The following is a 23681-nucleotide window of genomic DNA, read 5'->3' as shown; positions in this document are numbered from 1 at the left end:
CGGGGCCGAACCTGCGCAACGACGGCGAATGAGCTACCGGTTCCGCCACTTTGTCCCGAGTCCGCTTGCCGGATGTCGCCGGTCGGCGCGAATGGCGGCTGCCGCTTCGGCCAGGGCGTCGTAGTTATGCCCGCTGACAAAAGCGTCACAATAGGGGAGCGCAGCAGCCATGCCGCCCACCAACGGCTGGTAGTCCATGCCGGCCTTCCGCGGATTCACCCAGACGATCCGGTAGGCCAAGCGCCGCAGTCGCGCCATCTGGGCGTCCACGAGCGCCGGCGCGTCCTGGGCCCAGCCGTCGGAGAGCACCACAATGACTGCGCCCCTGGCAAGCCCGCGCCGGCCTTGGCCGTCGATGAAGTGCCGCAGGCTCTCGGCCAGCCTTGTGCCGCCGGCCCAATCGGGGGCGGCGGCTGCTCCCAGAGCCAGGGCTTTGTCAACGTTCCGGTTCGAAAGCTGCCGTGTCAGCCGGGTCAGCCGGGTGGAAAACACGAATGCCTCGGCCTGGGCCCCAGCCACTGCGCCCTGCAGGAGGGACAGGAAGACCTGTGTGTAAGGTTCCATGGACCCGGATACGTCGCACAGGAACACCAAGCGGCGCGGGCGTGGGCGACGGTGGGCAAACACCAGCGAGCTTGTGTCGGCGCCCGTGCGCCGTGCCGCACGGATAGTGCGCCGGAGGTCCAGCTCGCCTCCGGCATGTGCCCATTGGCGTGTCCTTCGGCTTCGGCGTTCCGGAGTGGACAGCACGATGCGCCGGACCAGCTGCCGCACGTGGGCGGTTTCGTCCGGAGTGAGTTCGGCGAACGACTTCTCACGCAGGAGCTCGTCAGGGGAGGCCATGGCCAGGATTGCCTCCCGCTCCGGTGCGCCGGACTCGTCAGCGGTCCCGGCGCCTGGGGAGGCAACGGGTGCCCGTGGCGCCGGGTCGTGACTGGCTGTGCTGGCCGGGCCTTGCCCGGTTGCTGCCCGGGTCACCTCCGCTGAGCCAACCGCGGGCGGACTGTTGGTATCGCCGCGGGCGTCGGCCGGATCGAGCAGTCCGTCAAATGCGGACGAAAAGACCGCGTCGAATACCGGCAGCTGTTCCCGCGAGGAGACGAGTATCACCCGGCACGTCCAGTACAGCCGATCACGGGCTGTTGGAGGGATGATCCTGAGTGCCTGGGCGAGCCACGCTGTGCGGTCCGGCGAGCTCGGCAGCCCTGCCCGGCGCAGGGCAGTGCTGAAACCCACCGCGAAGGCGGCAGCTTCGATGTCCACCGGGCTGCCCTTGGGAGCCCCGCTAGTCATGCCCGCCAGCCACCCATGCGGGGCCGCGTGCCCACGCAAGGTCCAGATCGTCGCGATTCTTCACGACCGCGCCCCAGGTTTGCTTCACGGCAACCGGATCCAGGCGTTCCACGCCAAGCACGCTCAGCGCGGAGACCCAGTCGATGGCCTCTGCGATGCCCGGGGGTTTGGCCATGTCGAGGGACCGCAACCTGGTGATGGCGGATGCTGCATCAAGGGCCAGGGGCTCGGCGCTCCCAGGCACCCTCCGGCGAACAATCGCGGCGATCCGCTCGGGCTGGGGGTAGTCAATCCAGTGGTAGAGGCAGCGTCGGGTCAGCGCGTCGTGCAAGTCCCTGGTCCTATTCGATGTCAGGACGACGACAGGCGGGTGCGTGGCCCGGATAGTACCCAGCTCGGGAATCGAGACCGCTGCCTCGGCGAGAAGCTCGAAGGTGAAGGCTTCGAACTCTGCGTCGGCCCGGTCGATCTCATCCAGCAGCAGTACGGCCGGTCGCGGACCGGGGTGCTCGATCGCCTTCAGCAGCGGCCGACGCAGCAGGTATTTTTCGCCAAAAAGCTCGGCCTCCTCGACGTGGACATCCCGGACCTCCGCCAAACGGATGCTCAGGAGTTGGCGTGGATGATTCCACTCGTAGAGTGCCTCGCCCGCATCGATGCCCTCGTAGCACTGCAAGCGATACAAGGGAGTGTCGAGCACCTTGGCCAACGCCTTCGCCGCCTCGGTCTTCCCGACGCCGGCCTCGCCCTCCAACAGGATAGGTTGGGGCAACCGGACCGAGAGGAACAGCGCGGTAGCCAGTCCGACGTCGGCAAGGTAGTCGACGTCGTCCAGCGCGCTCATGAGCGCGGAAACGTCCGGAACCAGGCGCCGGACATCGTCTTCTGCACCTGCCCGCGCCGGCATGGTCACTGGGCACGTTCCAAGTGGGAGGCGGCCCGCGTGGGGCCGGACGCTCCGGGCGCCGGAATGAGTCGGTCCGCCCGGAACTCAGGACGCGGCGGCATAGCGCTCCGGTTCCGCGAGGAAGGCTCGCCTGCATCCAGGGGAACAAAAGTAGTATGTCGTTCCGGCGTATTCGGCATGCAGTGTAGCCTCCACCGCAGCGACGGTCATTCCGCAGACGGGGTCGACGGCGCTCGTCGGCGACGCCGGGGGCGCCGGTTCCGCCGTCGAAGGCTCCGGAGTGGCAGGCTCTGCCGGGGCCCGCTCTGCGGCCCGGCCAGTGGAACGTAAGGACACGAGTTCCGCAAGGATCGACAGCGCGATCTCGGCGGGTGTTCGGCCGCCCAACATCAGCCCGGCCGGGCTGTGCACCCGCGCACGCTGTTCGTCGTCGACGTCGAGTGACGCCAGGACGGCGGCTCCGCGCGTGCGGCTCGCGACAAGGGCGACGTATGGCACACCAAGGCGCAGTGCGGCTTCCAGCGAAGGCTCCTCGTCCCGGCCCTGTGACGCGACAATGAGGGCGGCGTCGTCTGCCCGTGGTTCAGCAGCATTTCCGTCGGTGAGTTCCATGTCCAAGTCAAGGATTGTCCCCAAGGCGCCCAAGGCTTGTGCCACGGGGGTCGCGCCGACCACGACTACCCGTGCAGGTGGCATTTGGGGCTCGAGGAAGATCTCCACGGCGCCGCCGCTAAGGCAGGGGTTTGCGACCTCCACGGCGCCCTCCTGGCTGATGCGGGACGGCTCGCCCGGAACGACGCGCAGCAGCAGCGGTTCGTGCTTCGACAGCGTCTGCAGGCCATATTCGCGCACGGAAGCCTCGACGCAGGTGCCGCCGAGGAATCCGTCGATTTCCCCGTTTGCGAGCACCAAGGCCGTGTCGCCCGCGTGGGCACTGGTCGGGTGCTGGGCGCGCACTACCGTGGCGCGCACAAAGGGCTCGCGGCGCCCTACGAGTTCCTGCGCCTTCGCCGCCAGGGCTTCTCCGTACGCGGGCACGTCACACCGGCGGCCTGGCTCGTCCTTGCATGGCTTCCCAGACCCGGGCCGGGGTGCATGGCATGTCCATGTGCGTCACGCCGAATGGAGCCAAAGCATCGACGATAGCGTTGACGATGGCAGGCGGGGACCCGACAGTGGCCGACTCGCCGATGCCTTTGGCGCCGATCGGGTGGTGCGGCGACGGCGTCACAGTAAAGCCGGTCTCCCAGTCCGGGACTTCCATCGCCGTGGGGATAAGGTAGTCCATGAACGAGCTGCTGAGGCAGTTGCCTGCCTCGTCGAATGCGATGATTTCCATCAGCGCCATCCCGACTCCGTCCGTGAGCCCGCCATGGACCTGGCCCTCGATGATCATCGGGTTGATCCGGGTCCCGCAGTCGTCCACAGCAATGAAGCGCCGGACCTTGACTTGGCCGGTTCCCGCGTCGACGTCCACCACGCAGATATATGCCCCGAACGGAAACGTCAGGTTCGGAGGGTCATACGTCACTTCCGCATCCAGATTGCCGTCGATGCCATCTGGCAAGGGCACTGTGCCATGGGCCGCGAAGGCGATCTCGGTGATGGTCTTGCCGACGCTGGGATCGCCCTTGACGAACCAGCGGCCCTTTTCCCACTCGAGGTCTTCGGGCCGGGCTTCAAGCATCGCCGCGGCAATGAACTTCGCCTTGTCCCGGACCTTGCGCGCCACCAGCGCGACTGCGCCGCCGCTGACCGGCGTCGACCTGCTGCCGTAGGTGCCGAGGCCGAAGGGCGTTTGGTCAGTGTCGCCGTGGACCACGTCAATGCTCTCGGGCGGGATGCCGAGCTCCTCTGCCACGATCTGGGCGAAGGTGGTTTCGTGGCCCTGGCCCTGGCTCTGCACGGAGATCCTCACGACGGCCTTGCCGGTCGGATGCACGCGGAGTTCAGCACCGTCGGCCATGCCGAGTCCAACGATGTCAAAGTGCTTGCGCGGCCCGGCGCCGACGGTCTCCGTGAAGAAGGACACTCCGATACCCATCAACTCGCCGCGCCCGCGCTTTTCGCGCTGTTCGCGTCGGAGGTCCTCGTACCCGGCCATTTGCATGGACAGCCGCATGGCTGGCTCGTAGTTGCCCGAGTCATATACCCAGCCTGTCTTGTTCGCATAGGGGAATTGTTCCGGCTTGATGAAATTCTTCAGCCGGAGCTCGGCCGGGTCCATGTCCAGTTTCCGGGCCAGGACATCCACCATGCGCTCCACCAGGTATACGGCTTCCGTGACGCGGAATGAGCAGGCGTATGCCACACCGCCCGGTGCCTTGTTGGTGTAAACGCCCGTGACTTTGCAATAGGCCGCCTTCAGGTCGTAACTGCCCGTGAAGATGGAGAAGAATCCGGCCGGGTTTTTCGTGGGCTGCGCAGTGGCATTGAAGGCGCCGTGGTCAGCCAGCACACTTGTCCGGACTGCGAGGATCTTGCCTTCCTTGGTGGCTGCGATCTCGCCCTGCATGATGTAATCGCGGGCAAACGACGTCGACATCAGGTTTTCCGAGCGGTCCTCCACCCACTTCACCGGCTTGCCGGTGACGATCGAGCCGACGACAGCCAGGACGTAACCGGGATAGATACCCACTTTGTTGCCAAAGCCTCCGCCGATATCGGGGGAGACGATCCTGATTTTGTGCTCTGGAATGCCGGCGACTATTGCGTACAACGTCCGGTGGGCATGCGGGGCCTGGGTGGTTTCGTAGAGGGTCAGCCTCCCGTCGACCGGATCGAAGTCCGCCACGGCACCGCACGTTTCCATGGGCGCAGGGTGCACGCGCGGGTACACAACCTCCTGGGCGACCACGACGTCGGCGGTGGCGAACACCGCTTCGGTTTCGGCCGCGTCGCCGACTTCCCAGTCGAAGATCCGGTTGTCCGTCCGCCCTTCGATATCGTCACGGATGACTGGCGCTCCGGGGTCCAGGGCGCGGCGGGCATCAACCAAGGGCGGCAGCACGTCGTATTCGACGTCGATCAGCTCCAGTGCGTCCCGCGCGGCGTAGCGGTCCTCAGCGACGACGAATGCGACCTCCTGGCCTTGGAACCGCACCTTGTCGGTCACGAGGACTGCCTGAACGTCGGCGGACAGGGTAGGTGCCCACGCCAGGTTGAGGCCTTGCAGGTCCTTGCCGGTGATGACGGCACGTACTTTGGGATGTGCCAACGCCTCGGTGGTGTCTATTGAAACCAACCGGGCATGCGCAACGGGTGCGCGCAGGATGGCGCCATGCAGCATGCCCGGCAGGACGATGTCGTCAATATAGTTGCCCTTGCCGCGGACGAACCGCGGGTCTTCCTTGCGCTGGATGCGGCCGAACCCGATCGGGCGGTTTGGGTCTCCGGCTGCCGGGTTGGGCGCATGCTCCTGTGTGGTGGTCATGCTGTCACCTCTTCAGAGTTGCTCTCGCCGGTACCGGCGCCATCCGCCGCGGTGTCCGTCACGGCGGGATGGGCGGCGGCCCACTGAACCGAACGGACGATGGTCGCATAACCGGTGCACCGGCAGATCTGGCCGGAAATCGCTTGGCGGATTTCGGAGTCGTCGGGATGCGGATTGCGGTCCAGCAAGGCCCTGGCGGTGAGCATCATGCCTGGCGTGCAGAATCCGCACTGCAGTCCGTGTTCTTCCATGAATCCTTGTTGAACAGGATCGAGAGCGCCGCCGACCACCAGTCCCTCGACGGTGCGGATGTCGTGTCCGTCGGCCATGGCCGCGAGCACGGTGCAGGATTTCACCGGTTGGCCATCCATCAGGACGACGCAGGTGCCGCAGTTGCTGGTGTCGCATCCCCAGTGGGTGCCCGTCAGTCCGAGGTTCTCGCGAATGAAGTGGACGAGCAACACGCGGGGTTCGATGTCCCGGGTCACTGCCTCCCCGTTGACTGTCATGCTGACCTGCATTGTCTTCAGCCTTCCTCTGCACCTGTGGCGCGGACACACGCACGCCGAAGGACCCGCCGGGTGAGTTCGTCGGCCAGATGCCGCTTATAGTCCACCGGTCCGCGCTGGTCGTCGACCGGGTGACAGGCGGCGGCTGCGATGCGCGCGGCCTCGACGAACAGATCCTCCTGTGGCTGCTGTCCTCGGAGCACGGCTTCGGCCTCTCCGACCGTACCGTCCAGTCCAACCGACGTGAGCCCTACAGCAGCCTCTTCGATCGTTCCGTCTGCGGAGAGCACGACGGCGGCCCCCGCCGCTACGACGGCCCAGTCACCGACCCTGCGTTCGACCTTCTCGTAGGCGCTTCCCGAACGCGGGCGGATCGTGAAGCGGATCTCGCAGAGCAACTCGTTCTGAGCTACGGCGGTTTCGTAGGGGCCGCGATGGAAGTCCGACATGGGGACGATCCGTTCGCCGCCAGGCCCGCGGATCACGGCCTTGGCCCGCAGGACATCGCAGACCGTGGACAGGTCCTCGGCCGGATCCGCTTGGCAGAGCGAACCGCCAATAGTGCCGCGGTTGCGGACTACAGGGTCCGCGATCACAAGCTCGGCGTCTCTCACTATAGGAAAGAGGCCTGCGACTTCGGTTGACTCGAGGAGCGCTGTGTGGCGGGTTAATGCACCCACGCACAGCTGGTCGCCTTCCCGGCGAATGAAGTCCAGTTCCGCGAGGTCGTTGATGTCGATCAGCCATTCCGGCCGGGCGAGCCTCAGTTTCATCATTGGCAGCAAACTGTGGCCGCCGGCAATGGCCCGGGACTCCGGACCGTGGCGTTCGAGGAGTGCCAGCGCGTTGGCGACATCGCTTGCGCGCTCATAATCGAATGGAGCCGGAATCTGCACTATCCACCCCTTAGGGCCAGACGTCCGCGGGATGCAGGACGGGATTGATGATCAGTCTTCCTCGCGTGGAAGTACCAAACGAAGGATCCCGCACGCTATCAAGGCGAACAGGAATCAAAGCGAACGGGAAATTCGCTGGCCCGGGGCCGGATAATTGCGGCGGCCGCCCTACGCCGACCACAAGAACGAGTTCTTCCCGGTGGTGTCCTATGTCATCCCGAAGACATCGATTCGTGAAATTCCGGCCCGTCCTGCCGCCACGGTCCACCTGAGGCTCCTTCCAAAATGGACCCCATGATGTGAAGTCTCCTCCGGCCTCCTGCCCGTGTCCATACTGCAGTGCCAAGCGAAATCCGGCACCGCCGCGCCATACGAAATCTTCCGGATTGCCCGGCGGGTAAGCGTTTCTTACGCTTCAGCCATCGCCGTGCACGGCGCCTCCACCAATGCCCCGGTATGCCACGGGCGGCCGGTACGTTCCCGTGGCGGAAGAGGATGGTGGCGCGGTTTCGGAACGGGTAGCGGCGGCAGCACCTCGGCGCTTGACGGCTGCCGCGTTGGCGCCGTCGCCGGTGTTGCGCGGACCGGGACTTCCGGGCACAAATCGGTGATCAGGCCCATTCCGGCATATTCCCGCACATCGCTGATGCCCACCACGGCGGCGGGCTTGTCGGGAAAAGACCTTGAGACGGCCACCACGGTTCCGTCCGGAGCTTTGAGCCTGAATCTGAAGCTCGTGTCCTCGTCGATAAAGAGTTCAAACATACCGGCCACGTAAATCCTCCTGAACTGCGGGCGCCTGGCGACGCCCGGTAGGTCTCGCCGGGTCCAGGGCGCATCGTCGCGCCCCAGTCGTCTTAGTCCGGCAGTTGGATCATTTGACTCACGGTGGGTGATGCCCGCCACAGTGTGATTAACCACCCTACGGGTAAGAGCGTGGGCTGGCTAGTGCACGTGGGGCACGGCTTTGAGCATTCTTTCCGTCTAGGCGAGCCGGTTCCGGACGATCTCGCTGACGGCCTTGCCGTCGAAGCGGCCGGCGACCTTGGCCGTGACGGGCTTCATTACTGCGCCCATCTGCCGGCTCGAGAGCTCTTGGCCATCGGCCTTGAGCGCCGCGACCACCTCATCGACGATCGCCTCGACTTCAGCCTGGGTCAACATCGCGGGGAGGTACGTCTCGATGACTTCGGCTTCGGCGATTTCCGCTTCGGCGCGCACCGTTTCTCCGGCTTCCGCGTAGATCCGGGCGGTGTCGTGGCGCTTGGCGGCCTCCTTCTGCAGCAGGGCAGTTACCTGCGTGTCGTCCAGCTCGATTGGTGTCTTGCCGGACTTCTCACGCGTCTCGATCTCGCCCAGGACGTTGCGCACCGTGGTGAGCGCGGTCTTGTTGCCGTCCCTCATATGGACAACGACGTCGGCGTGCAGGCGTTGTTTCAAGGTACCCATGGCAGTTTCCTCTCCTTTTACGACTGTGCACGGCCGCGGCGGGCGACGGCGTCGATCGTCACCGCAGCGACCAGAACCAGTGCCGTGACAACGTACTTGGCCGGCGCACTGTAGCCCTGCAGTCCCATCCCGTTGTCGATCGCCGCGATTACCAGCCCGCCGAGGACGCCGTGCAACACCTTGCCCCGGCCACCGAACAGGCTCGTGCCGCCGATTACGGCAGCCGCCACTGCGTAGAGGACCAGCGTGCCGCCGTCGTACGAAGTAGAGACCGAGCGGAGCCGGGACGCATAGACGACGCCGCCTATGCCTGCCGTGAAGGAGGCGAGCATGAACGCGAGCGTACGGATGCGCGCAAGGCTGACGCCGGCCCGTCGCGCGGCCTCGGCATTGCCGCCGATAGCGTAGACGTAGCGACCGAACCGCGTGCGGCCCAGCAGCAACGTCCAGGCGGCGAGGACTCCGAGGACAACAAGCAGCACCCACGGCACGCCGCTGATTTCCACCAGATTGCCGCGGTTGGTGTTGCACAACCAGACGACGGCGATCCCGGCGGCGAGCACGCCCGTGATTTTGAGGGCGCTCACACTTGCGGGCGGCGCGACCAGCCCGCTCCTTCGCCGGCGGGCGTCCCGCAGCCAGGTCCAGGCGCTGAACGCGCCGGCGACCACGAGCATCACGATCCAGCTGGTGACCGGACTCAGGTTTCCGCTGGCGATGTTGTTGATCACGGTGTCATTGATGGGCACCACACCGCCACTACCGAGGATGATCAGCATCACTCCGAGCCACCCGAGTTGGCCGCCGAGCGTCACGACGAAGGATGGCAGGTGGAGGCGGGTAATGATAGTGCCCTGCAGCACCCCAATCCCGGCGCAGGCGATCAGCCCGACAGCCATCGCGGCCCACCACGGCCAGCCGGTCGATTCCTGGACGAGTTCGGCCATGATGACACCGCCCACGCCACCGACGTATCCGATGGACAGGTCGATCTCGCCGAGCAGGAGTACGAAGATCTGCCCCATGGCGAGCAGCATGAAGACGGAACCTTGAATCAGCAGGTTCACCAAGTTGCCGGCAGTGAGGAAATTCGGATTGAGCGTCTGGAAAAGCACCGAGATCAGGAGCAGCCCGCCGAGCACCGGCAACACTCCGCTCTCGCCGCCCCGAACCCGAGCGAATGCCGCTCGGAAATAGTCGGGCAGCGACGTGGCCGTGATGACAGGGTTGAGGGCCAGAGCTGCGTCCCGCTTGGCAGCCGCGGTCGTCGGCTCGTCCGGGGCGATAGCTGTGGTCGTCGTCTCGTCAGGAGGAGGCTCGGGGGCGGGTACGATCGGGCGTTCGATCTGCGGTGACCCCGCGATTTCGTGCCTTGCCCGATCGGAGAAGCCGGACGTCATCAGATCGACCACGATCTGTCGGTCGAGTTCAGTGACGGGCCGAATCGCTACGAGCCGGCCAAGATGGAGCACGGCGATGCGGTCCGCAACGTGGAAAACATCGTTCATGTTGTGCGAGACCACGAGGACGGCCACTCCGCGGTCCGCGAGCTGGCGGATCAGGTGCAGGACCACCTCGGTCTGGGCGACGCCGAGGGCAGCCGTCGGTTCGTCCATGATGACGAGTTTCGAGTTCCACAGCACTGATTTCGCGATGGACACGGACTGGCGCTGCCCGCCGGACAACGACGCCACAGGCTGGCGGATCGACCGGACAGTGGTCACGGCCAGGCCCTTCAGCGTTTCGCGGGCGGTGATCTCCATGCTCTCCTCATCGAGGAGAAAATGGCGCACACGCTCGCGGCCCAGGAACAAGTTTTGGACGATGTCGAGGTTGTCGCACAGTGCCAGATCCTGGTAGACGGTCTCGATACCAAGCGCTGCGGCCTCGTGCGGCGAGTTCAAGCGAACTGGCCTGCCCTCCCAAAACAACTGGCCGTCGTCGGGTGCGTGGATGCCGGCAATGCATTTGATCAGGACCGATTTGCCCGCGCCGTTGTCGCCGGCGAGTGCGGTCACCTTCCCAGTCGGCACTTCAAGGGTCACATCCACCAAAGCCTGGACGGGTCCGAAATTCTTGTCGATATCGGCCAAGCGGAGCAGGGGACCGGCCTCGGTGCTGGCCGGACTCCCTGCCCGCGACGGCGTTTCAGGAATCACGCTGTTTCCTTTTGGCGAACTACTGGATACCCGCAGCGGTGCACGCGTCCTTGAGCTGCGTAATGCAGAGGGCGGGGACGCTCACGGCGCCATCCTTGACCACCGTGTCAGCCATGTTCTTCGTGGTCACCCACAGCGGGGTCAACAGAACGGATGCGACGTCGCTCTTGGCTGTATCGTCTGTAGTTTTGCCGTTCAGCAGGGTTGAAGGAATGCTCATGCTCGCCCGGAGGTAGAGCGCTGCCGCGGCGGCAGCCTGGGCCTCGAAGTAGATCGGCTTGTAGACCGTTCCGCATTGGTAGCCCTTCAGGATGTTCTGCAGTCCGGACAAGGACGCGTCCTGGCCGGTGGTCGGGAAGGTCTTGGCTGGAACCTGCTTGCTCTGGAGGTAGGCGATCACTGCGTTGGCGTTGTCATCGTTGGGCGTGACCACGGCGTTGATGTCCGGGTGGGCGGTGTACTGCTGGGCGAAGGTCGTCTGTGCCACAGATGGCGTCCAGGTGCCGGCGGGTTCGCCTGCATTCACGTACTCGTTACTGTCGAAATGCGGTTTGAGCACTGCGTTGTAGCCTTGGGCGAACAACTTCGCGTTGTTGTCGGTCGGGTCGCCGTCCATGATCAGGACGTTCGGCTTGGTGACCTTCCAGTCACCGATGCAGGTGACTTCGCCCTGCCCGATCAACTGGCCCACTTTGACGTTGTCAAAACTGACGTAGGTCCGATCCTTCGCGCCTCCCTTGACGAGCCGGTCGTAGTCGATCACTTTAACGCCGCGGGCGGTGGCTGCAGCCTCGATGGCGGCACCGGATCCGGAGTCGAGGGCGTCGACGAGCAGGACGGACGCTCCGGCCGTGATGTCTGCCTCGGCCTGGGTCTGCATGGTGCTTGCACTGCCTTGTGCGTTGTCGATCTTGAACTTGCTCGCGTCAAGGCCGGCCGCTTCGAAGGCCTTCTTCAAGTACGGAGCGTCAAAAGTGACATATCGCGCGGAGGTGGTGGTATCGGGAAGCAGGACACCGATGAGTCCCTTGCCTTGCGATGCGAGGGAAGTGAGTTGCTTCATTGCCGAGAAATCCGCCGTGAACGCGTCCGCCGAAATCTGCGGGACGGCTCCGCCGGAACTTGCGGTGCTGGGGGTGGACGGGGTGCTTGGGCTTGAACAGGCGGCGAGCGCCGTGACGGCGAGGGCTGCAATGAAGGTGGTTCCGGCGCCTCGGGCAGGGACCTTCATGTGCTTGAACATTTCTTTCCTTCTCATGACTTGCGGAATGCAGGCGAGACGGCGGGTCGCGATCTGAGCGCTGCCGCCCGGGGCGCAGGACGACGCTGGAGATCGAGGCGATTCACGCCGGGCGTGCCGGTAAGCCAGCAACGTGCTGGCTGGGAATCAAGGTCCAGGGACGCGAGATTACGGGATCCTTTCCGGACGAACGTGCCGGTACTCCCGGCACGTTCGTCAATATGTTCTATGACTACGTTGTAGACCCGAAGTTTGTGCTTATCAAGGCTTCGCGCGCGGGAGTTCCCGCCTTAAGCCTTGGACGTTTTCGCGGCTTTTGCGGCTGCCTTGGCCGCCTGCTTGGTTGCCCGGACCTTCGCCAGCGATTCAGGGTCCACGATATCCGCGACCGAGGCAAAGGATCCTTCGAGGCCGTAGGATCCGGCCGCTTCCCGCCAGCCTTCGGCTTGCAATCCGCACTGCTTGCCGAGCAGGGCCAGGAAGATCCTCGCTTTCTGCTCGCCGAACCCCGGCAGTTCCTTCAACCTGCGCAGGACTTCGCCGCCGTCCGGGTTGTCCCGGGTCCAGATGGCGGTGGCGTCCCCGTCCCAATCGTGATGGACCGTCTCGGCAAGGGCCTGGACCCGGCCGGCCATCGAACCCGGGAACCGGTGGACTGCCGGGGTCTCCTTGAAGACTTCGATGAACCCCGCGGGATCGTATTCGGCAATCGTGGCCGGATCGATGGATCCGATGCGGGTTTTGATTTTTTCAGGCCCGGCGAACGCCGATTCCATGGTCACTTGCTGGTCGAGCAGCATGCCCGTGAGAAGGGCAAACGCATCATCGCCGAGCAGCTTGTCGGCTGCGGCATCGCCAGTGATATGCAGTTCCATGGATCAGTCCTCCGTCGCTATTGGGTCTTTCCCAGCCCGGCCTCCGCTACGAGTTCGGTAAGCCAAGGCCGGTGCTCACGGTGGAATACTATTCCCTCGGGCAATCCCTGCACGGTGGGTTCGGATCCCGTGATGTCGATGGTCATGCGGCCTCCTGCCATCGGTGCGTTGGTGATGTGGAGGTCCCCGTAGGACTCCGGCAGGACGGGATCCATCCAGAATCCGCCCCGGGACACGTGCGCGTCATACCGCATGAGGCTTGTCACCAGCATGATCGGAGTGGTCGCGGCCCAGGCCTGCGGCGAGCACGCAGTGGGATACGGTACGGGCTCGGCGAGTTGCTCACGGTCGAATCCGCAAAAGAGCTCGGGCAAGCGGCCGTTGGAGTAGTCGGCAGCCTCGAGGAGGGCCGTAGCGATCCTCTGTGCTTCTTCGATGAAGCCGTAGCGGACGAGGCCCGCCGCGATGATGGCGTTGTCGTGCGGCCACACCGATCCGTTGTGGTAGCTGGCCGGATTGTACGCACCCATGTTGCTGGCCAGGGTGCGGACGCCCCATCCGCTGAACATCTCCGGCGACATGAGGCGCTCCACTACCAAGGGGACTTTGTCGTCGTCGATGATGCCGTGCCACAAGCATTGCCCCATGTTGGAAGCGCATGCGTCGACGGGCCGTTTCCTGCCGTCCAGGGCGACGGCGAAGTAGCCGCGGTCCGGGAGCCAGAATTGCTCGTTGAACCGATTCTTAAGCTGTGCCGCCTCCTCGGTGAGCCGGGCCGCCAAAGGTGCGTCACCGGCGTCGTACGCCATCCACGCACGCGAGAGCAACGCCGTATACACCAGCGCCTGCACCTCGCACAGGGCGATTGGCGGCTCCGCGAGCGTCCCGTCGGCAAAATTGATGCCGTCCCACGAGTCCTTCCAGCCCTGGTTGATAAGCCCTTGGTCATTGAGGCGCGCGTACTCCACGAAACCGTCGCCGTCCTTGTCGCCGTATGTCCGGACCCAGTCCAACGCGCGGTCGGCGTGCGGCAGCAGTGCGGCAATAGTGTCCTTGGCGAAACCCCAGCGGCTCACCGATCCGAGCGTCATCACGAATTGCGGAGTGGCATCGACGCTCCCGTAGTAGACGGATTTGCCGCCCAAGGCCAATCCCGTGGAGACGCCAAGCCTGACTTCGTGCAGGATCTTTCCGGGTTCCTCTTCGCTCATCGGATCCACGACTTTCCCCTGGCGTTCGGCCAAAGTCTGCAGTGTTCCGAGGGCCAAGGAGGGATCCACGGGAAGGGCCATTTCCGAAGCCCACAGGGAGTCGCGTCCGAACAGCGTCATGAACCACGGCGCTCCGGCCGCCACGACGATCCGCTCCGGGTGTGCCGGATCCTCGATGCGGAGCGCGCCGAGGTCGTCGTAGCTTCGGCGCAAAGTCCGTTCGATGGATCTGTTGCCCATGTGAAGCTTGGGAATCTTCGCGACCCACTCCTGGCGGCGCCGGTCGCTCGGCGACAATTCGCCCGCGGACTGCGTCGCGAACCGGCCCGCAGGTTCCGCCTTGTCCGCCGTGAACGGCGCCACACGGAGGGTCGTGCTCCACTCGCCGTGCGGCGGAACAAGCACCAGGTACCTGAGGCCATCATGCCCGACGGCGGCCGCGCCTCCCGTAACCACGATTCCCTTGCGCACGTCATGCCACTCAGCGCTAATGGTGAGCGAGTCCGCAGCCGCGACGCGCGATTCCTTCCAGCGCCGCTGGACGCGGGCCTCCTTCACTTCGAAGAGGTCCGCGAAGTCCGACTCCGCGCCGATGTCAACCGTGCACTCCGCCGGGGCAGTGGAATAGTTCCTGACGGTGATCTCTTCAACGATGCCTCCGCCGACCTCCCGGAGCCGCTCGACGATCAGGTGGCTGTCCGCGTACCCCTCGGAACGCGGGACACGGCCGATGAACAGGGCCCGGTAGGGTTCCTTGGTCTCCGCGGTCAGCGCCTCGAGGCGTTGGCCGTTGACCGTGAGGTTCCAGCGGGAAAGGATGCGTGTGTCTTCGTGGAAGACCCCGTGCGGCTGCTCGGGATGGATGTCTCCGTTCGCCGAGGAAATGCAGAAGGACGAGCCCTCCACCAACGTGATCGTGCCGGCTCCTACTGGTCCCGCGGCCGTGTCCGCGTTCCATCCAGCCATCCCTGCTCCTTCAACGATGAGGATCGGGGCGGCGCCTAAACCGTGCCGAAGGCCGTTCGCCGCCGCACTCTGCGGGATAGACGCTACGCCTCCGCACCCTTCGATGAAAGGTGCGGAGGCTCGCGATCAGGGCTCGAGGAGGACCTTGATGGCACGCCGTTCATCCATGGCGCGGTAGGCCTCGGGTGCTTCCTCGAGCGGCATCACCGAGTCGAAAACCCGGCCCGGATTGATCTTGCCGTCGAGCACGTCGGCCAGGAGTTCCGGGATGTAGGTGCGCGCGGGCGCCATCCCACCTGAAACGGAGATGTTGGTGTCGAACAGGTAGCGCGGGGGGATCTCGGCTCCACCCGTCGGAACGCCCACGAAGCCCAAAGCGCCGCCGGGACGCACGCTGTGCAGGGCTTGTTCCATGGATTCCTTGGTCCCGACGCACTCGAGGACCGAATCGGCAAGGACACCGCCCAGGAGTTCACGCACCCTTGCCACGCCGGCTTCGCCGCGCTCCTCGACAATGTCGGTGGCCCCGAACTCGCGGGCGATGGCCTGGCGATCGGCATGCCGGGACATGGCAATCACGCGCTCGGCGCCGAGCCGCTTTGCCGCCAGCACTCCACAGAGCCCGACGGCGCCGTCGCCAACCACGACGACGGTCCGGCCGGGACCGGCTTTCGCGGCAAGGGCGGCGTGGTGTCCGGTGGCCATCACATCGGACAGCGTCAACAGGCTTGCACGCAGGGCATCCTCCGGTTCCGTGACGCCGGGAACCTTTACCAGCGTTGAATCGGCCAACGGGACCCGGACGGCTTGGCCTTGGCCGCCGTCGATCGCGTGCCCGGTGTCATCCTTGCTGCCCCACCCCGCCAAATGTTCGCAAGCCACGGTGACTCCGTTGAGGCACTGCGGACACGCGCCGCAACTGACCACGAACGGCGCAATCACGAAGTCGCCGACAGCCAAGCCAGTGACGTCCTCGCCGACGCTTTCGACCGTGCCGATGAACTCGTGTCCGATCGCAGTCGGTTTCCGTACCTCCCGCACGCCCCGGTATGGCCAGAGGTCCGAACCGCATACGCAGGCGGCCGAGACTTTGACTACCGCGTCCGTGGGAAGCTGGATGGTCGGGTAGTCGCGTTCTTCAACGCGGATGTCGCCTGGGCCGTGGATGATGGTGGCGCGCATAGTGGCTCCTCAGGTGGTGGTTGTTGGGCTTGGTCGAGTCTAGTCCTGGTGCAGTTGGATGAAGTTCCCGCAGCCGTCATCGAAAACGGCGGTGACGCCCATCGGCCCTTCCGCAGGGTCAGCTTGGAATTTCACGCCCGCGCCCACGAGGCGGTCGTACTCGGCGCGCACATCCGGCACGCCGAAAACGATGGCCGGCAGGCCGGCGTCGTACACGGCGTTCATGTAGTCGGAGCCGATCGGATTGTCGCTGGGTTCCAGGAGGAGGCCCACAGCGCCTTCACCGGCCCCAGGGTCCTTGATGATGAACAAGTTGTATTCGGGCATTGCCATGAGCGTTTCAAAGCCCAGCGTTTCCGTGTAGAACGTGTGGGCGGTTGCGGGGTCCTGGACATGGATGCTGCACATTTTCAGTCTCATGCTCCTAAGCTACCGACACTCGAACGCAGATGCAGTGGCTCCCTACATAAGCCACTGCACGGAGACATTCATTGACAGCAGTGCGTTCGTCAAAGGCGCGAGTATTGCCTTGTCGGCTTCCATGCGGCGAAGCGTCTCAAGGAATTCATCCATTTGGGCGGTAGTGAATCCGCCCTCCCGAAGCTGTCGGATCACCAGGTCTTCGTTTTGCTTACGGGTGTTGCTGAACCTCGGATTGACTTCCAACGGCAACGTTTCCGAATTCACGGCGTAGTGCCACCCCTCGTTCCCCCATGCGCACGGACCACCGTGCGCCAAATTATTCTCGCATGGCAAATGCTACTATCCCCGGGAGTCGATGAATGGGCAAGGAATTGGGGGGTGCTGCGATTACCTATACCGGCAGCATCTCCCGCAGCTCGGGAAACCGGAGTTTCCTTAAGGCGTAACAACCGGCCTCGCCAGGGCGCATCGTCGCCCTCCACGAAAGGAAACTCATGTCCACGTGGCTCATTACCGGATGCTCCACCGGCCTCGGCCGGGCGCTCGCCCGGACGGTCCTCGCCAAAGGCCACAACGCCGTCGTCACCGCCCGCGACGAAAGCACGCTGCAGGACCTCGCCGCTGAATATCCGGAAACTGCGCTCGCCGTCTCCCTCGACGTCACTGACCGCGCACAGATCAGGGACGTCGTCGAGCGCTCCCAGGCCCGCTTCGGCGGTGTCGATGTGCTCGTGAACAACGCCGGATACGGCTACCGCGCGGCGGTTGAGGAAGCCGACGACGCCGACATCCGGCTTCTGTTCGACACGAACTTCTTCGGCGCGGTGGACATGATCAAGGCAGTCCTTCCGGACATGAGGGCGAAGCGTTCGGGTGCGATCCTCAACATTTCCTCCATCGGGGCCCGGATTTCACCGGCAGGATCCGGGTACTACTCAGCGACGAAGGCGGCCCTCGAAGGCTTGTCGGGATCCCTCAACAAAGAGCTTCGGCCGCTCGGCACGGTGACCGCGATCGAGCCTGGAGCGTTCCGCACGGATTTCGCCGGACGCTCGCTCACGCAATCGGCAAGTGCTATCGACGACTACGCGGAAACAGCCGGCAAACGCCGCAAGGAGAACGACACGGTCCACGGCACCCAGCCGGGGGATCCGATGAAAGCAGCCGCGGCGATGCTGTCGGTGGTCGAAAGTCCTAATCCGCCGTCGCTCCTGGTGCTCGGCCGGGACGCTTTCGATGCCTTTGCCGCAGTGGCGGAAGCGCAGCGGGACGAGCTCGACCAATGGAGTGAAACAAGCGTCGGCACGGGCATTGACGCCTGACTGGAATAACCGACTGGAACCGGCAAGGAGAGACCAATGGAATATACGCGCCTCGGGAAATCAGGCCTGAAAGTCAGCCGAATAACGCTTGGTTGCATGAGCTTCGGAGACACAAGCCGCGGCTTCAATGAATGGGCGCTCGGCGACGAGGAAGCCGAGCCGCTTTTCCGGCAAGCCGTCGAGCTGGGAATCACGTTCTGGGACACCGCAAATGTCTACGGATACGGTACGTCGGAAGAAATCGTCGGGCGCGCCATCAAGAAATACACTCGTCGCGAAGATGTCGTCCTCGCAACCAAGGTCAATTTCAAGATGCACGACGGCCCCGGTGGCTCCGGGCTGTCCCGCAAGTCGATCATGGAACAAATCGACGCTTCCCTGGGCCGGCTCGGCACCGATTATGTGGATCTGTACCAGATTCACCGCTTCGACCCGGAAGTACCCGTCGAAGAAACCATGGAAGCCCTCCACGACGTCGTTAAGTCCGGCAAGGCCCGGTACATCGGCGCGTCCTCGATGTGGGCTTGGCAGTTCGCGAAAATGCAGCACACCGCCGATCTTCATGGCTGGACCAGGTTCATTTCGATGCAGAACCAGTACAGCCTGGTCCAGCGGGAGGAGGAACGCGAAATGTTCCCCCTCCTTGCCGATCAGGGGGTGGGCAGCATCCCGTGGAGCCCGCTCGCCAAAGGACGGCTCACCAGGCCGTGGGGCGAACACACCAAGCGCGCCGATACTGATCCCGTCCAGCGGCGCTTCTTCGGCGACGAAGACCAACCGATCGTCGACGCCGTGCAGCAGCTCGCGCAGGAGCTGGAAGTACCGATGGCACAGCTCGCGCTGGCGTGGGTGCTGCGGAATCCGAACGTTACAGCTCCCATCGTCGGGGCGACGAAGAGCCACCACCTTGCCGACGCCGCGGCCGCATTGGACATCAAGTTGACGGACGAGCAGGCGGAGTTCCTCGAAAAGCCCTACAGGCTGCGTTTGCCCACGGGGTTCTGACCGATTGCCAATAGCATTGGCCCATGACGGATAAGTTCAGCAATGGATGAGTCTTCGGCTTCTGCCGGCCTGGCGCACGAAACGGCCCGGGATCCGGGCCGCGTGCATTGGATGGAGCTGCTTTTCGACCTCGTCTTCGTGGCTTTCGTCGGCCAGCTTGCCCGCGGGATCCACGGCAACCCGGGATGGTCCGAATTCGGCACGTACGTGTTGCTCTTCTTCCCGGCTTGGTGGGCCTGGGTGAACATTGCGTCCGTCGTCAACCTCCTGCCACGGCTGTCGTCGCGGGCACTCGGAGTGGCGATGCTTGCGGCCATGGCGTCTGCCGGCGTCATGGCCGCGGCTGCGCCCGCCGCTTTCGGGGAGCGGGCATGGGCATTTTCGCTCGCGAACGTCGCAATGCGGATTGTCCTCTTGGTCCTTTGGCTCCATCAACACCGGGAGCACTCGGACGAGGTTCCGTGGAGAATTTGGATCTACAACGGCGGAACCGCCGCTCTTTGGCTGGCGGCATCATTCCTTCCGTTTCAGGCCGCGGTGGTTTTGTGGGCGGCAGCCATTGTCATCGAGGTGGGCATGGCGTTCCTCGGCGGGCGTCTTTGGCCGGAGCGGGGTATCAGCGGGATCAACATCGAGCACGCATCGGAACGGCTGGGCCTGTTCGTCGTCATAGTCCTCGGCGAGAGTGTGTTCACCATCGTCACCGAGGCGTCCGATGACTGGGGCGCCTCCGCGGGATTAGTGGCCGCACTCGGCTTCCTGATCGTAGCGATCCTCGGCTGGGCATTCTTCCAGTACGGGACGGGGGCCATGACGGCGGGGCTTGAGCGATTGCAGGCGCGGGCCGACTTCGCCGGAATTCTCCAGACCACGCTTTTCCTGCCGTTCCTCCTGGTCATAGGGGTAACGGCCATCGCCGGTGCCATTGCCACCGCCATCCCGGACCCCTTCGGGCACCTTCCGCTGGGCTCGGGAATTTCGCTGGGCGGCGGGATCGCGCTTTTCTATGGATGCAACGCGATCGTCACGGTGCGGTATGGCCGCTCGCCGCGGTCCGTCCTGCCGTGGGCGCTGCCTTCCGTTGTCCTCGCCGTCTCCCTCATTCCGGTGAGTACGGTGGTGTCCGGGACAGTGCTCCTGGCTATGGCCGTACTTCTCTTGCTCGCTGTCACCGGATACGTGGAACTGCAGAGGCGGCGGCACAGGCGTGGTGCCTCGGTGCCGCCGCCTCTATTGCCACTTGGCTAGCCGTTGATCACTTGTGGCACGCCGAGGTGTTTGAGGCCTTCGGTGCCGAATTCGAGGCCGTAGCCGGATTGTTTGGCGCCGCCGAAGGGGATGCGGGGGTCCACGGCGCCGTGTTTGTTGATCCACACGGTCCCGGCTTGTAGCCGGGCGGCGACGTTGCGGGCGGCTTCGAGGTCGGGGGACCAGACGGAGGCGCCGAGTCCGACGTCGAGGGCGTTCGCCATTTCCACTGCTTCGTCGACGGTGCTGTAGCGGATGATGGGCAGGGCGGGTCCGAACTGCTCCTCGGTCACGAGCGGGTTGGTGTTCTCGATGTCCGCGACGAGGGTGGCGGGGTAGAAGTTGCCGGGTTTGCTGGTGTCCGGGTTCCCGCCGGTCAGGATCCGGGCACCGGCGTCGCGTGCTGCGTCCACGAGGCGGGCGACGATCTCGTACTGGGCCCGGTTCTGCAAGGGTCCCAGGACGTTGGCCTCGTCCAGGCCGACACCCATGGGCATGGACTGGGCGACGGCGGTGAGCTCGTCGCAGACGGCCTCGTACAACGAGTCGGGGACGTAGAGGCGTTTGAGGGCGGCGCAGGTTTGGCCGGTGTTGATGAACGCGCCCCAGAACAGGTCCTGCGCGATCGCCGCGGGGTCGGCGTCGGGCAGGATGATGCCGGCGTCGTTGCCGCCCAGTTCCAGGGTGAGGCGTTTGACGGTGTCCGCACTGGAGCGGATGATCGCCTTGCCGGTGGCGGTGGAGCCGGTGAACATGATTTTCCCGACGTTCGGGTGGGTGGCGAGGGCTTCGCCGACGTCCCGCCCGCCGGAGACCACGGTGAGCAGCCCCTCGGGGAGTTCCTGGTTGATGACGTGGATCAGGGCGAGCGCGGACAGGGGCGTGTATTCGGAGGGTTTGACCACCACGGTGTTGCCCATGCGCAGGGCGGGGCCGATCTGCCAGACGGTGATCATCATGGGCCAGTTCCAGGGCCCGATCGCGCCGACGACCCCGATGGGGCGGTAGTGCAGCACGGCCCGGGTGGTCCCGTCGTCGACGACTGTTTCCGGTTCCAGGGGTGTGGTGGCGGCGGCGCGCAGCCAGGCCGCGCAGGCGCCGACTTCGAAGCGGGCGTTCGGGCCGTTCAGCGGTTTGCCTTGCTCGCGGGAGAGCAGGCGGGCGAGTTCCTCGGCGGAGCGTTCGACGGCGTCGGCGGCCTTGAGCAGCGCCGTCGACCGGGCCTCGTGCCCGGCAGCAGCCCACGCGGGTTGCGCGGCAGCCGCGGCCGCGACCGCCGCGTCCAAGTCCGCCACAGTGTGCACGGGCGCTTCACCGACCGCCTCACCGGTCGCCGGATCAAAAATCGTGCGGGTTTCGCCTGTGGCGGGGGTGATGGAAGAGAGAAGGGCGTCGTAGGTTTCCAAGGTTCTTACTCCACTCTGAGTTGGTTGAATCTGTCGGCCGGAATGGCCGCGGACGGTGGTTCTAGGTGGTGGGTTACAGCGCCATCAGGATCACAGCATCATCAGGAGCATGGCTCCGAGGGCTCCCGCGGAAGAAAGTACTTCGATCGGCTCGCACAGGCGAGGTTTAGCGGATGCGTTGCCGCTTGGCAGGACCTGCCGGGCGACCATGAAGATCGAGTAGGCGATGACCGCCCCCGCCAGGGAGAGGGCCAGGCCCGGATTCACTCCGCCCATTCCGGCGTGGGAATGGGCTTGGTGCAGCGAACTGTTTGGCGCGGCAGTGAGGGTGGTGACGAGGATGGCGAACATGGCCAGGATCGAAAGGGAACGGTGCCTTTCCATGTCGCCGCGGCGTGCCTTGGGCAGGAGCACCAGTGGAAGCGGGGAAGCGAGGAGCAAGAGCAGCCCCCACACGACGGCGGGAAGGACGCCGGGCCCGATAGTCGTATCCACCATGGCCACGAGCATGAGGGCCATGGGTCCCCACTGGCTGAGGTTCCGGATGGCTCCAGTGCGCATCGGTCCCCAGATTCCCAGGGCGCAACAGCCCAGCATGACGATGGTGAGAATGGTGTGCATTGATTCGCCGTTGATCGGGACCGGAGCCGCTTAGTCTTCTTCTTCGCCGAGGTGCACGGCGCCGGCGGGCTCTTCGCCGTGGCCGATCTTCTTGTAGATGGCCGGGCGGCTTCGTCGAAGCCGGAGCGCCCAGGCAATCCCGGCCAGTCCGGGCAGGACGATCGTGGCCGGCAAGATGAACGTCAGCGCATTCGTCTGGTCTTGTCCCAGGAGAACATTGAAGTTGACCACGATCAGGACGAAGATCGCAGCGAGGAGCACGAAGCCCAATGCGGGGGCAATCATGCGGGTCCATACTCCGGCGTCGTGCTTGTTTTTTCGGAAGAATCCGATCACGGCCAGGGAGACGACGGTCATGAGGAGGACAAGGCCCATCGCGCCGTCGTTGGTCAGCCACGTGAACATGGTGAGCACCGGGTAGAGGTCGCCAAGGCTCGAACCGGTCCCGGCGATCGCGAAGCCGACGGTCACGATGACGGCAATGATCGTCTGGGCGAACGATCCCGCGTACGGCGCACCGCTATGCTTCCTGACTGCGCCAAGCTTCCGGGGGAGGACCTGTTCCCGTCCCAGTGAGAAGAAATACCTCGCGGCTGCGTTGTGGAAGCTGACCAGAGCGGCGAAGAGGCTGGTGACGAAGAGCAGTCGTGCGAGGTCGGCTAGCAGGATCCCGGCGTGGTCGCCCAGGAAACCGAACATCAGGTCCGGTCCCTGCTTGGCCGAAGCGTCGACGACGTCCGACGGTCCGGTTCCGACGGCCATGGCCCACGACGAGACGGAGTAGAACAAAGCGATGATGGCCACCGCTGTGTACGTTGCCCGTGCCACGGTGTGCTTGGGATCCTTGCTCTCCTCGCCGTAGATCGCCGCGGATTCGAATCCCATGAACGCTGCGATACCGAACGAGAAGACGGCTCCGACGCCGGGAACGAAGAGGCTTTGCGGCGTTAGCGGTGCTCCGCTCACGCCTTCCGGTGCCACCACGAAGGACACGACGTCATAGATGATGACTACCAGGAATTCCAGTCCCACGAGGATCCCGAGGACTTTCGCGGACAGGTCAACACGGCTCACGCCGAGGAACGCGACGACGGCGATGCACACCAGAACGGGAATCCACCACGGGACCGATATCCCGAAGCGTTCGTTCAGCAGGTAGGAGACAGTGAAGCCGAAGAGTCCGTAGATGCCCACCTGCATCAGGTTGTAGGCCATGAGCGCCACCATCGAGACTCCGACGCCGACCGGCCTTGAGATTCCCTGGGACACGTAGGAATAGAAAGCGCCGGCGTTGACCACATACCTGCTCATGGCGGCGTAGCCGACGGCGAAGATGGCGAGGGTCCCGCCTAGCAGGAGGAAGGACAGCGGCACGCCAGTGACTCCGGTGACGCCGAACGTCGTCGTCACCCCTCCCGCAAGAACGGTGAGCGGCGCGGAGGCGGCGATGATCATGAAGGTCACGGCCGGAACGCCTAAGCGGCGTCGATGGTGGTGCGGGTGTTGCGTTTCGATCGACTCCTTTCCTGCTGTCAT

The 23681-nt window shown here is 64.7% G+C and carries 21 protein-coding genes; 3 read left to right on the top strand and 18 right to left on the bottom strand.

Annotation, left to right across the window (positions count from 1 at the left end; translation table 11 throughout):
* Window positions 1-33: 33 nt before the first annotated feature.
* The 15 genes from E1809_RS11080 to E1809_RS11010 form a co-directional block, all read right to left on the bottom strand.
* Window positions 34-1293 carry a vWA domain-containing protein gene (locus E1809_RS11080; protein WP_133204286.1) on the bottom strand — a complete coding sequence of 420 codons (1260 nt, stop codon included), beginning with the start codon at window positions 1291-1293 and terminating at the stop codon, window positions 34-36.
* A complete protein-coding gene (locus E1809_RS11075; RefSeq protein ID WP_133204321.1) occupies window positions 1286-2200 on the bottom strand; it encodes an AAA family ATPase in 915 nt (304 codons plus the stop codon). The genes E1809_RS11080 and E1809_RS11075 overlap by 8 nt, the downstream gene beginning before the upstream one ends.
* An 84-nt stretch (window positions 2201-2284) precedes the next feature.
* Window positions 2285-3238, bottom strand: coding sequence for an XdhC family protein (locus E1809_RS11070; RefSeq protein WP_133204285.1), 954 nt, complete (start codon window positions 3236-3238; stop codon window positions 2285-2287).
* 1 nt (window position 3239) lies between these two features.
* The gene (locus E1809_RS11065; protein ID WP_133204284.1) at window positions 3240-5633 is read right to left on the bottom strand and encodes an aerobic carbon-monoxide dehydrogenase large subunit; all 2394 of its coding nucleotides are present in this window, start codon (window positions 5631-5633) and stop codon (window positions 3240-3242) included.
* Window positions 5630-6142, bottom strand: a complete 513-nt coding sequence (locus tag E1809_RS11060) for a (2Fe-2S)-binding protein (protein ID WP_374102692.1) — start codon at window positions 6140-6142, stop codon at window positions 5630-5632. Before E1809_RS11060 ends, E1809_RS11065 begins: the two co-directional genes overlap by 4 nt.
* A 17-nt stretch (window positions 6143-6159) precedes the next feature.
* Window positions 6160-7038 (bottom strand): FAD binding domain-containing protein, encoded by an 879-nt coding sequence (locus tag E1809_RS11055; RefSeq protein ID WP_133204282.1) that lies wholly within the window; start codon window positions 7036-7038, stop codon window positions 6160-6162.
* Window positions 7039-7446: 408 nt separating this feature from the next.
* Window positions 7447-7803 carry a YegP family protein gene (locus tag E1809_RS11050; RefSeq protein ID WP_251599791.1) on the bottom strand — a complete coding sequence of 119 codons (357 nt, stop codon included), beginning with the start codon at window positions 7801-7803 and terminating at the stop codon, window positions 7447-7449.
* 219 nt (window positions 7804-8022) lie between these two features.
* Entirely contained in the window at window positions 8023-8487 is a 465-nt protein-coding gene (locus tag E1809_RS11045) for a GatB/YqeY domain-containing protein (protein ID WP_133204280.1), read from the bottom strand.
* 17 nt (window positions 8488-8504) lie between these two features.
* Window positions 8505-10646, bottom strand: coding sequence for an ABC transporter permease subunit (locus E1809_RS26660; protein ID WP_165962275.1), 2142 nt, complete (start codon window positions 10644-10646; stop codon window positions 8505-8507).
* A gap of 19 nt (window positions 10647-10665) precedes the next feature.
* On the bottom strand, window positions 10666-11889 hold the full coding sequence (locus E1809_RS11035; RefSeq protein ID WP_165962274.1) for a sugar ABC transporter substrate-binding protein: 1224 nt from the start codon (window positions 11887-11889) through the stop codon (window positions 10666-10668).
* Window positions 11890-12176: 287 nt separating this feature from the next.
* On the bottom strand, window positions 12177-12761 hold the full coding sequence (locus E1809_RS11030; protein ID WP_133204278.1) for an HhH-GPD-type base excision DNA repair protein: 585 nt from the start codon (window positions 12759-12761) through the stop codon (window positions 12177-12179).
* Window positions 12762-12778: 17 nt separating this feature from the next.
* Complete coding sequence (locus tag E1809_RS11025) at window positions 12779-14938, bottom strand: amylo-alpha-1,6-glucosidase (RefSeq protein WP_133204277.1); 2160 nt, start codon at window positions 14936-14938, stop codon at window positions 12779-12781.
* A 126-nt stretch (window positions 14939-15064) separates the two neighbouring features.
* Window positions 15065-16120 (bottom strand): zinc-dependent alcohol dehydrogenase family protein, encoded by a 1056-nt coding sequence (locus E1809_RS11020; protein WP_133204276.1) that lies wholly within the window; start codon window positions 16118-16120, stop codon window positions 15065-15067.
* Between the two features lie 39 nt (window positions 16121-16159).
* The gene (locus E1809_RS11015; protein ID WP_133204275.1) at window positions 16160-16540 is read right to left on the bottom strand and encodes a VOC family protein; all 381 of its coding nucleotides are present in this window, start codon (window positions 16538-16540) and stop codon (window positions 16160-16162) included.
* 42 nt (window positions 16541-16582) lie between these two features.
* The gene (locus E1809_RS11010) at window positions 16583-16807 is read right to left on the bottom strand and encodes a hypothetical protein (protein WP_133204274.1); all 225 of its coding nucleotides are present in this window, start codon (window positions 16805-16807) and stop codon (window positions 16583-16585) included.
* 230 nt (window positions 16808-17037) lie between these two features.
* On the opposite strand from E1809_RS11010, the gene E1809_RS11005 reads away from it, so the two are divergent.
* From E1809_RS11005 to E1809_RS10995, 3 genes are read left to right on the top strand one after another with little or no spacing between them, the layout of a single operon-like run.
* The gene (locus tag E1809_RS11005; RefSeq protein WP_133204273.1) at window positions 17038-17865 is read left to right on the top strand and encodes an oxidoreductase; all 828 of its coding nucleotides are present in this window, start codon (window positions 17038-17040) and stop codon (window positions 17863-17865) included.
* A gap of 36 nt (window positions 17866-17901) precedes the next feature.
* A complete protein-coding gene (locus tag E1809_RS11000; RefSeq protein ID WP_133204272.1) occupies window positions 17902-18870 on the top strand; it encodes an aldo/keto reductase in 969 nt (322 codons plus the stop codon).
* A 42-nt stretch (window positions 18871-18912) separates the two neighbouring features.
* On the top strand, window positions 18913-20118 hold the full coding sequence (locus E1809_RS10995; protein ID WP_133204271.1) for a low temperature requirement protein A: 1206 nt from the start codon (window positions 18913-18915) through the stop codon (window positions 20116-20118).
* Here E1809_RS10995 and E1809_RS10990 read toward each other — a convergent pair.
* The 3 genes from E1809_RS10990 to E1809_RS10980 all read right to left on the bottom strand — a co-directional run bounded on the left by E1809_RS10990 (window position 20115) and on the right by E1809_RS10980 (window position 23681).
* Window positions 20115-21524 carry an aldehyde dehydrogenase family protein gene (locus E1809_RS10990; RefSeq protein ID WP_133204270.1) on the bottom strand — a complete coding sequence of 470 codons (1410 nt, stop codon included), beginning with the start codon at window positions 21522-21524 and terminating at the stop codon, window positions 20115-20117. The two genes, E1809_RS10995 and E1809_RS10990, sit on opposite strands and share 4 nt — an antisense overlap.
* Window positions 21525-21614: 90 nt before the next feature.
* Window positions 21615-22145 carry a hypothetical protein gene (locus E1809_RS10985; protein WP_133204269.1) on the bottom strand — a complete coding sequence of 177 codons (531 nt, stop codon included), beginning with the start codon at window positions 22143-22145 and terminating at the stop codon, window positions 21615-21617.
* A 30-nt stretch (window positions 22146-22175) separates the two neighbouring features.
* Window positions 22176-23681, bottom strand: coding sequence for an APC family permease (locus E1809_RS10980; RefSeq protein WP_374102693.1), 1506 nt, complete (start codon window positions 23679-23681; stop codon window positions 22176-22178).

The sequence above is a fragment of the Arthrobacter terricola genome, assembly GCF_004354015.1.
Lineage (GTDB): Bacteria > Actinomycetota > Actinomycetes > Actinomycetales > Micrococcaceae > Arthrobacter > Arthrobacter terricola.
The sequence above is the reverse complement of the archived record's forward strand: the minus strand, read 5'-3'. Positions and strand labels throughout refer to the sequence as shown.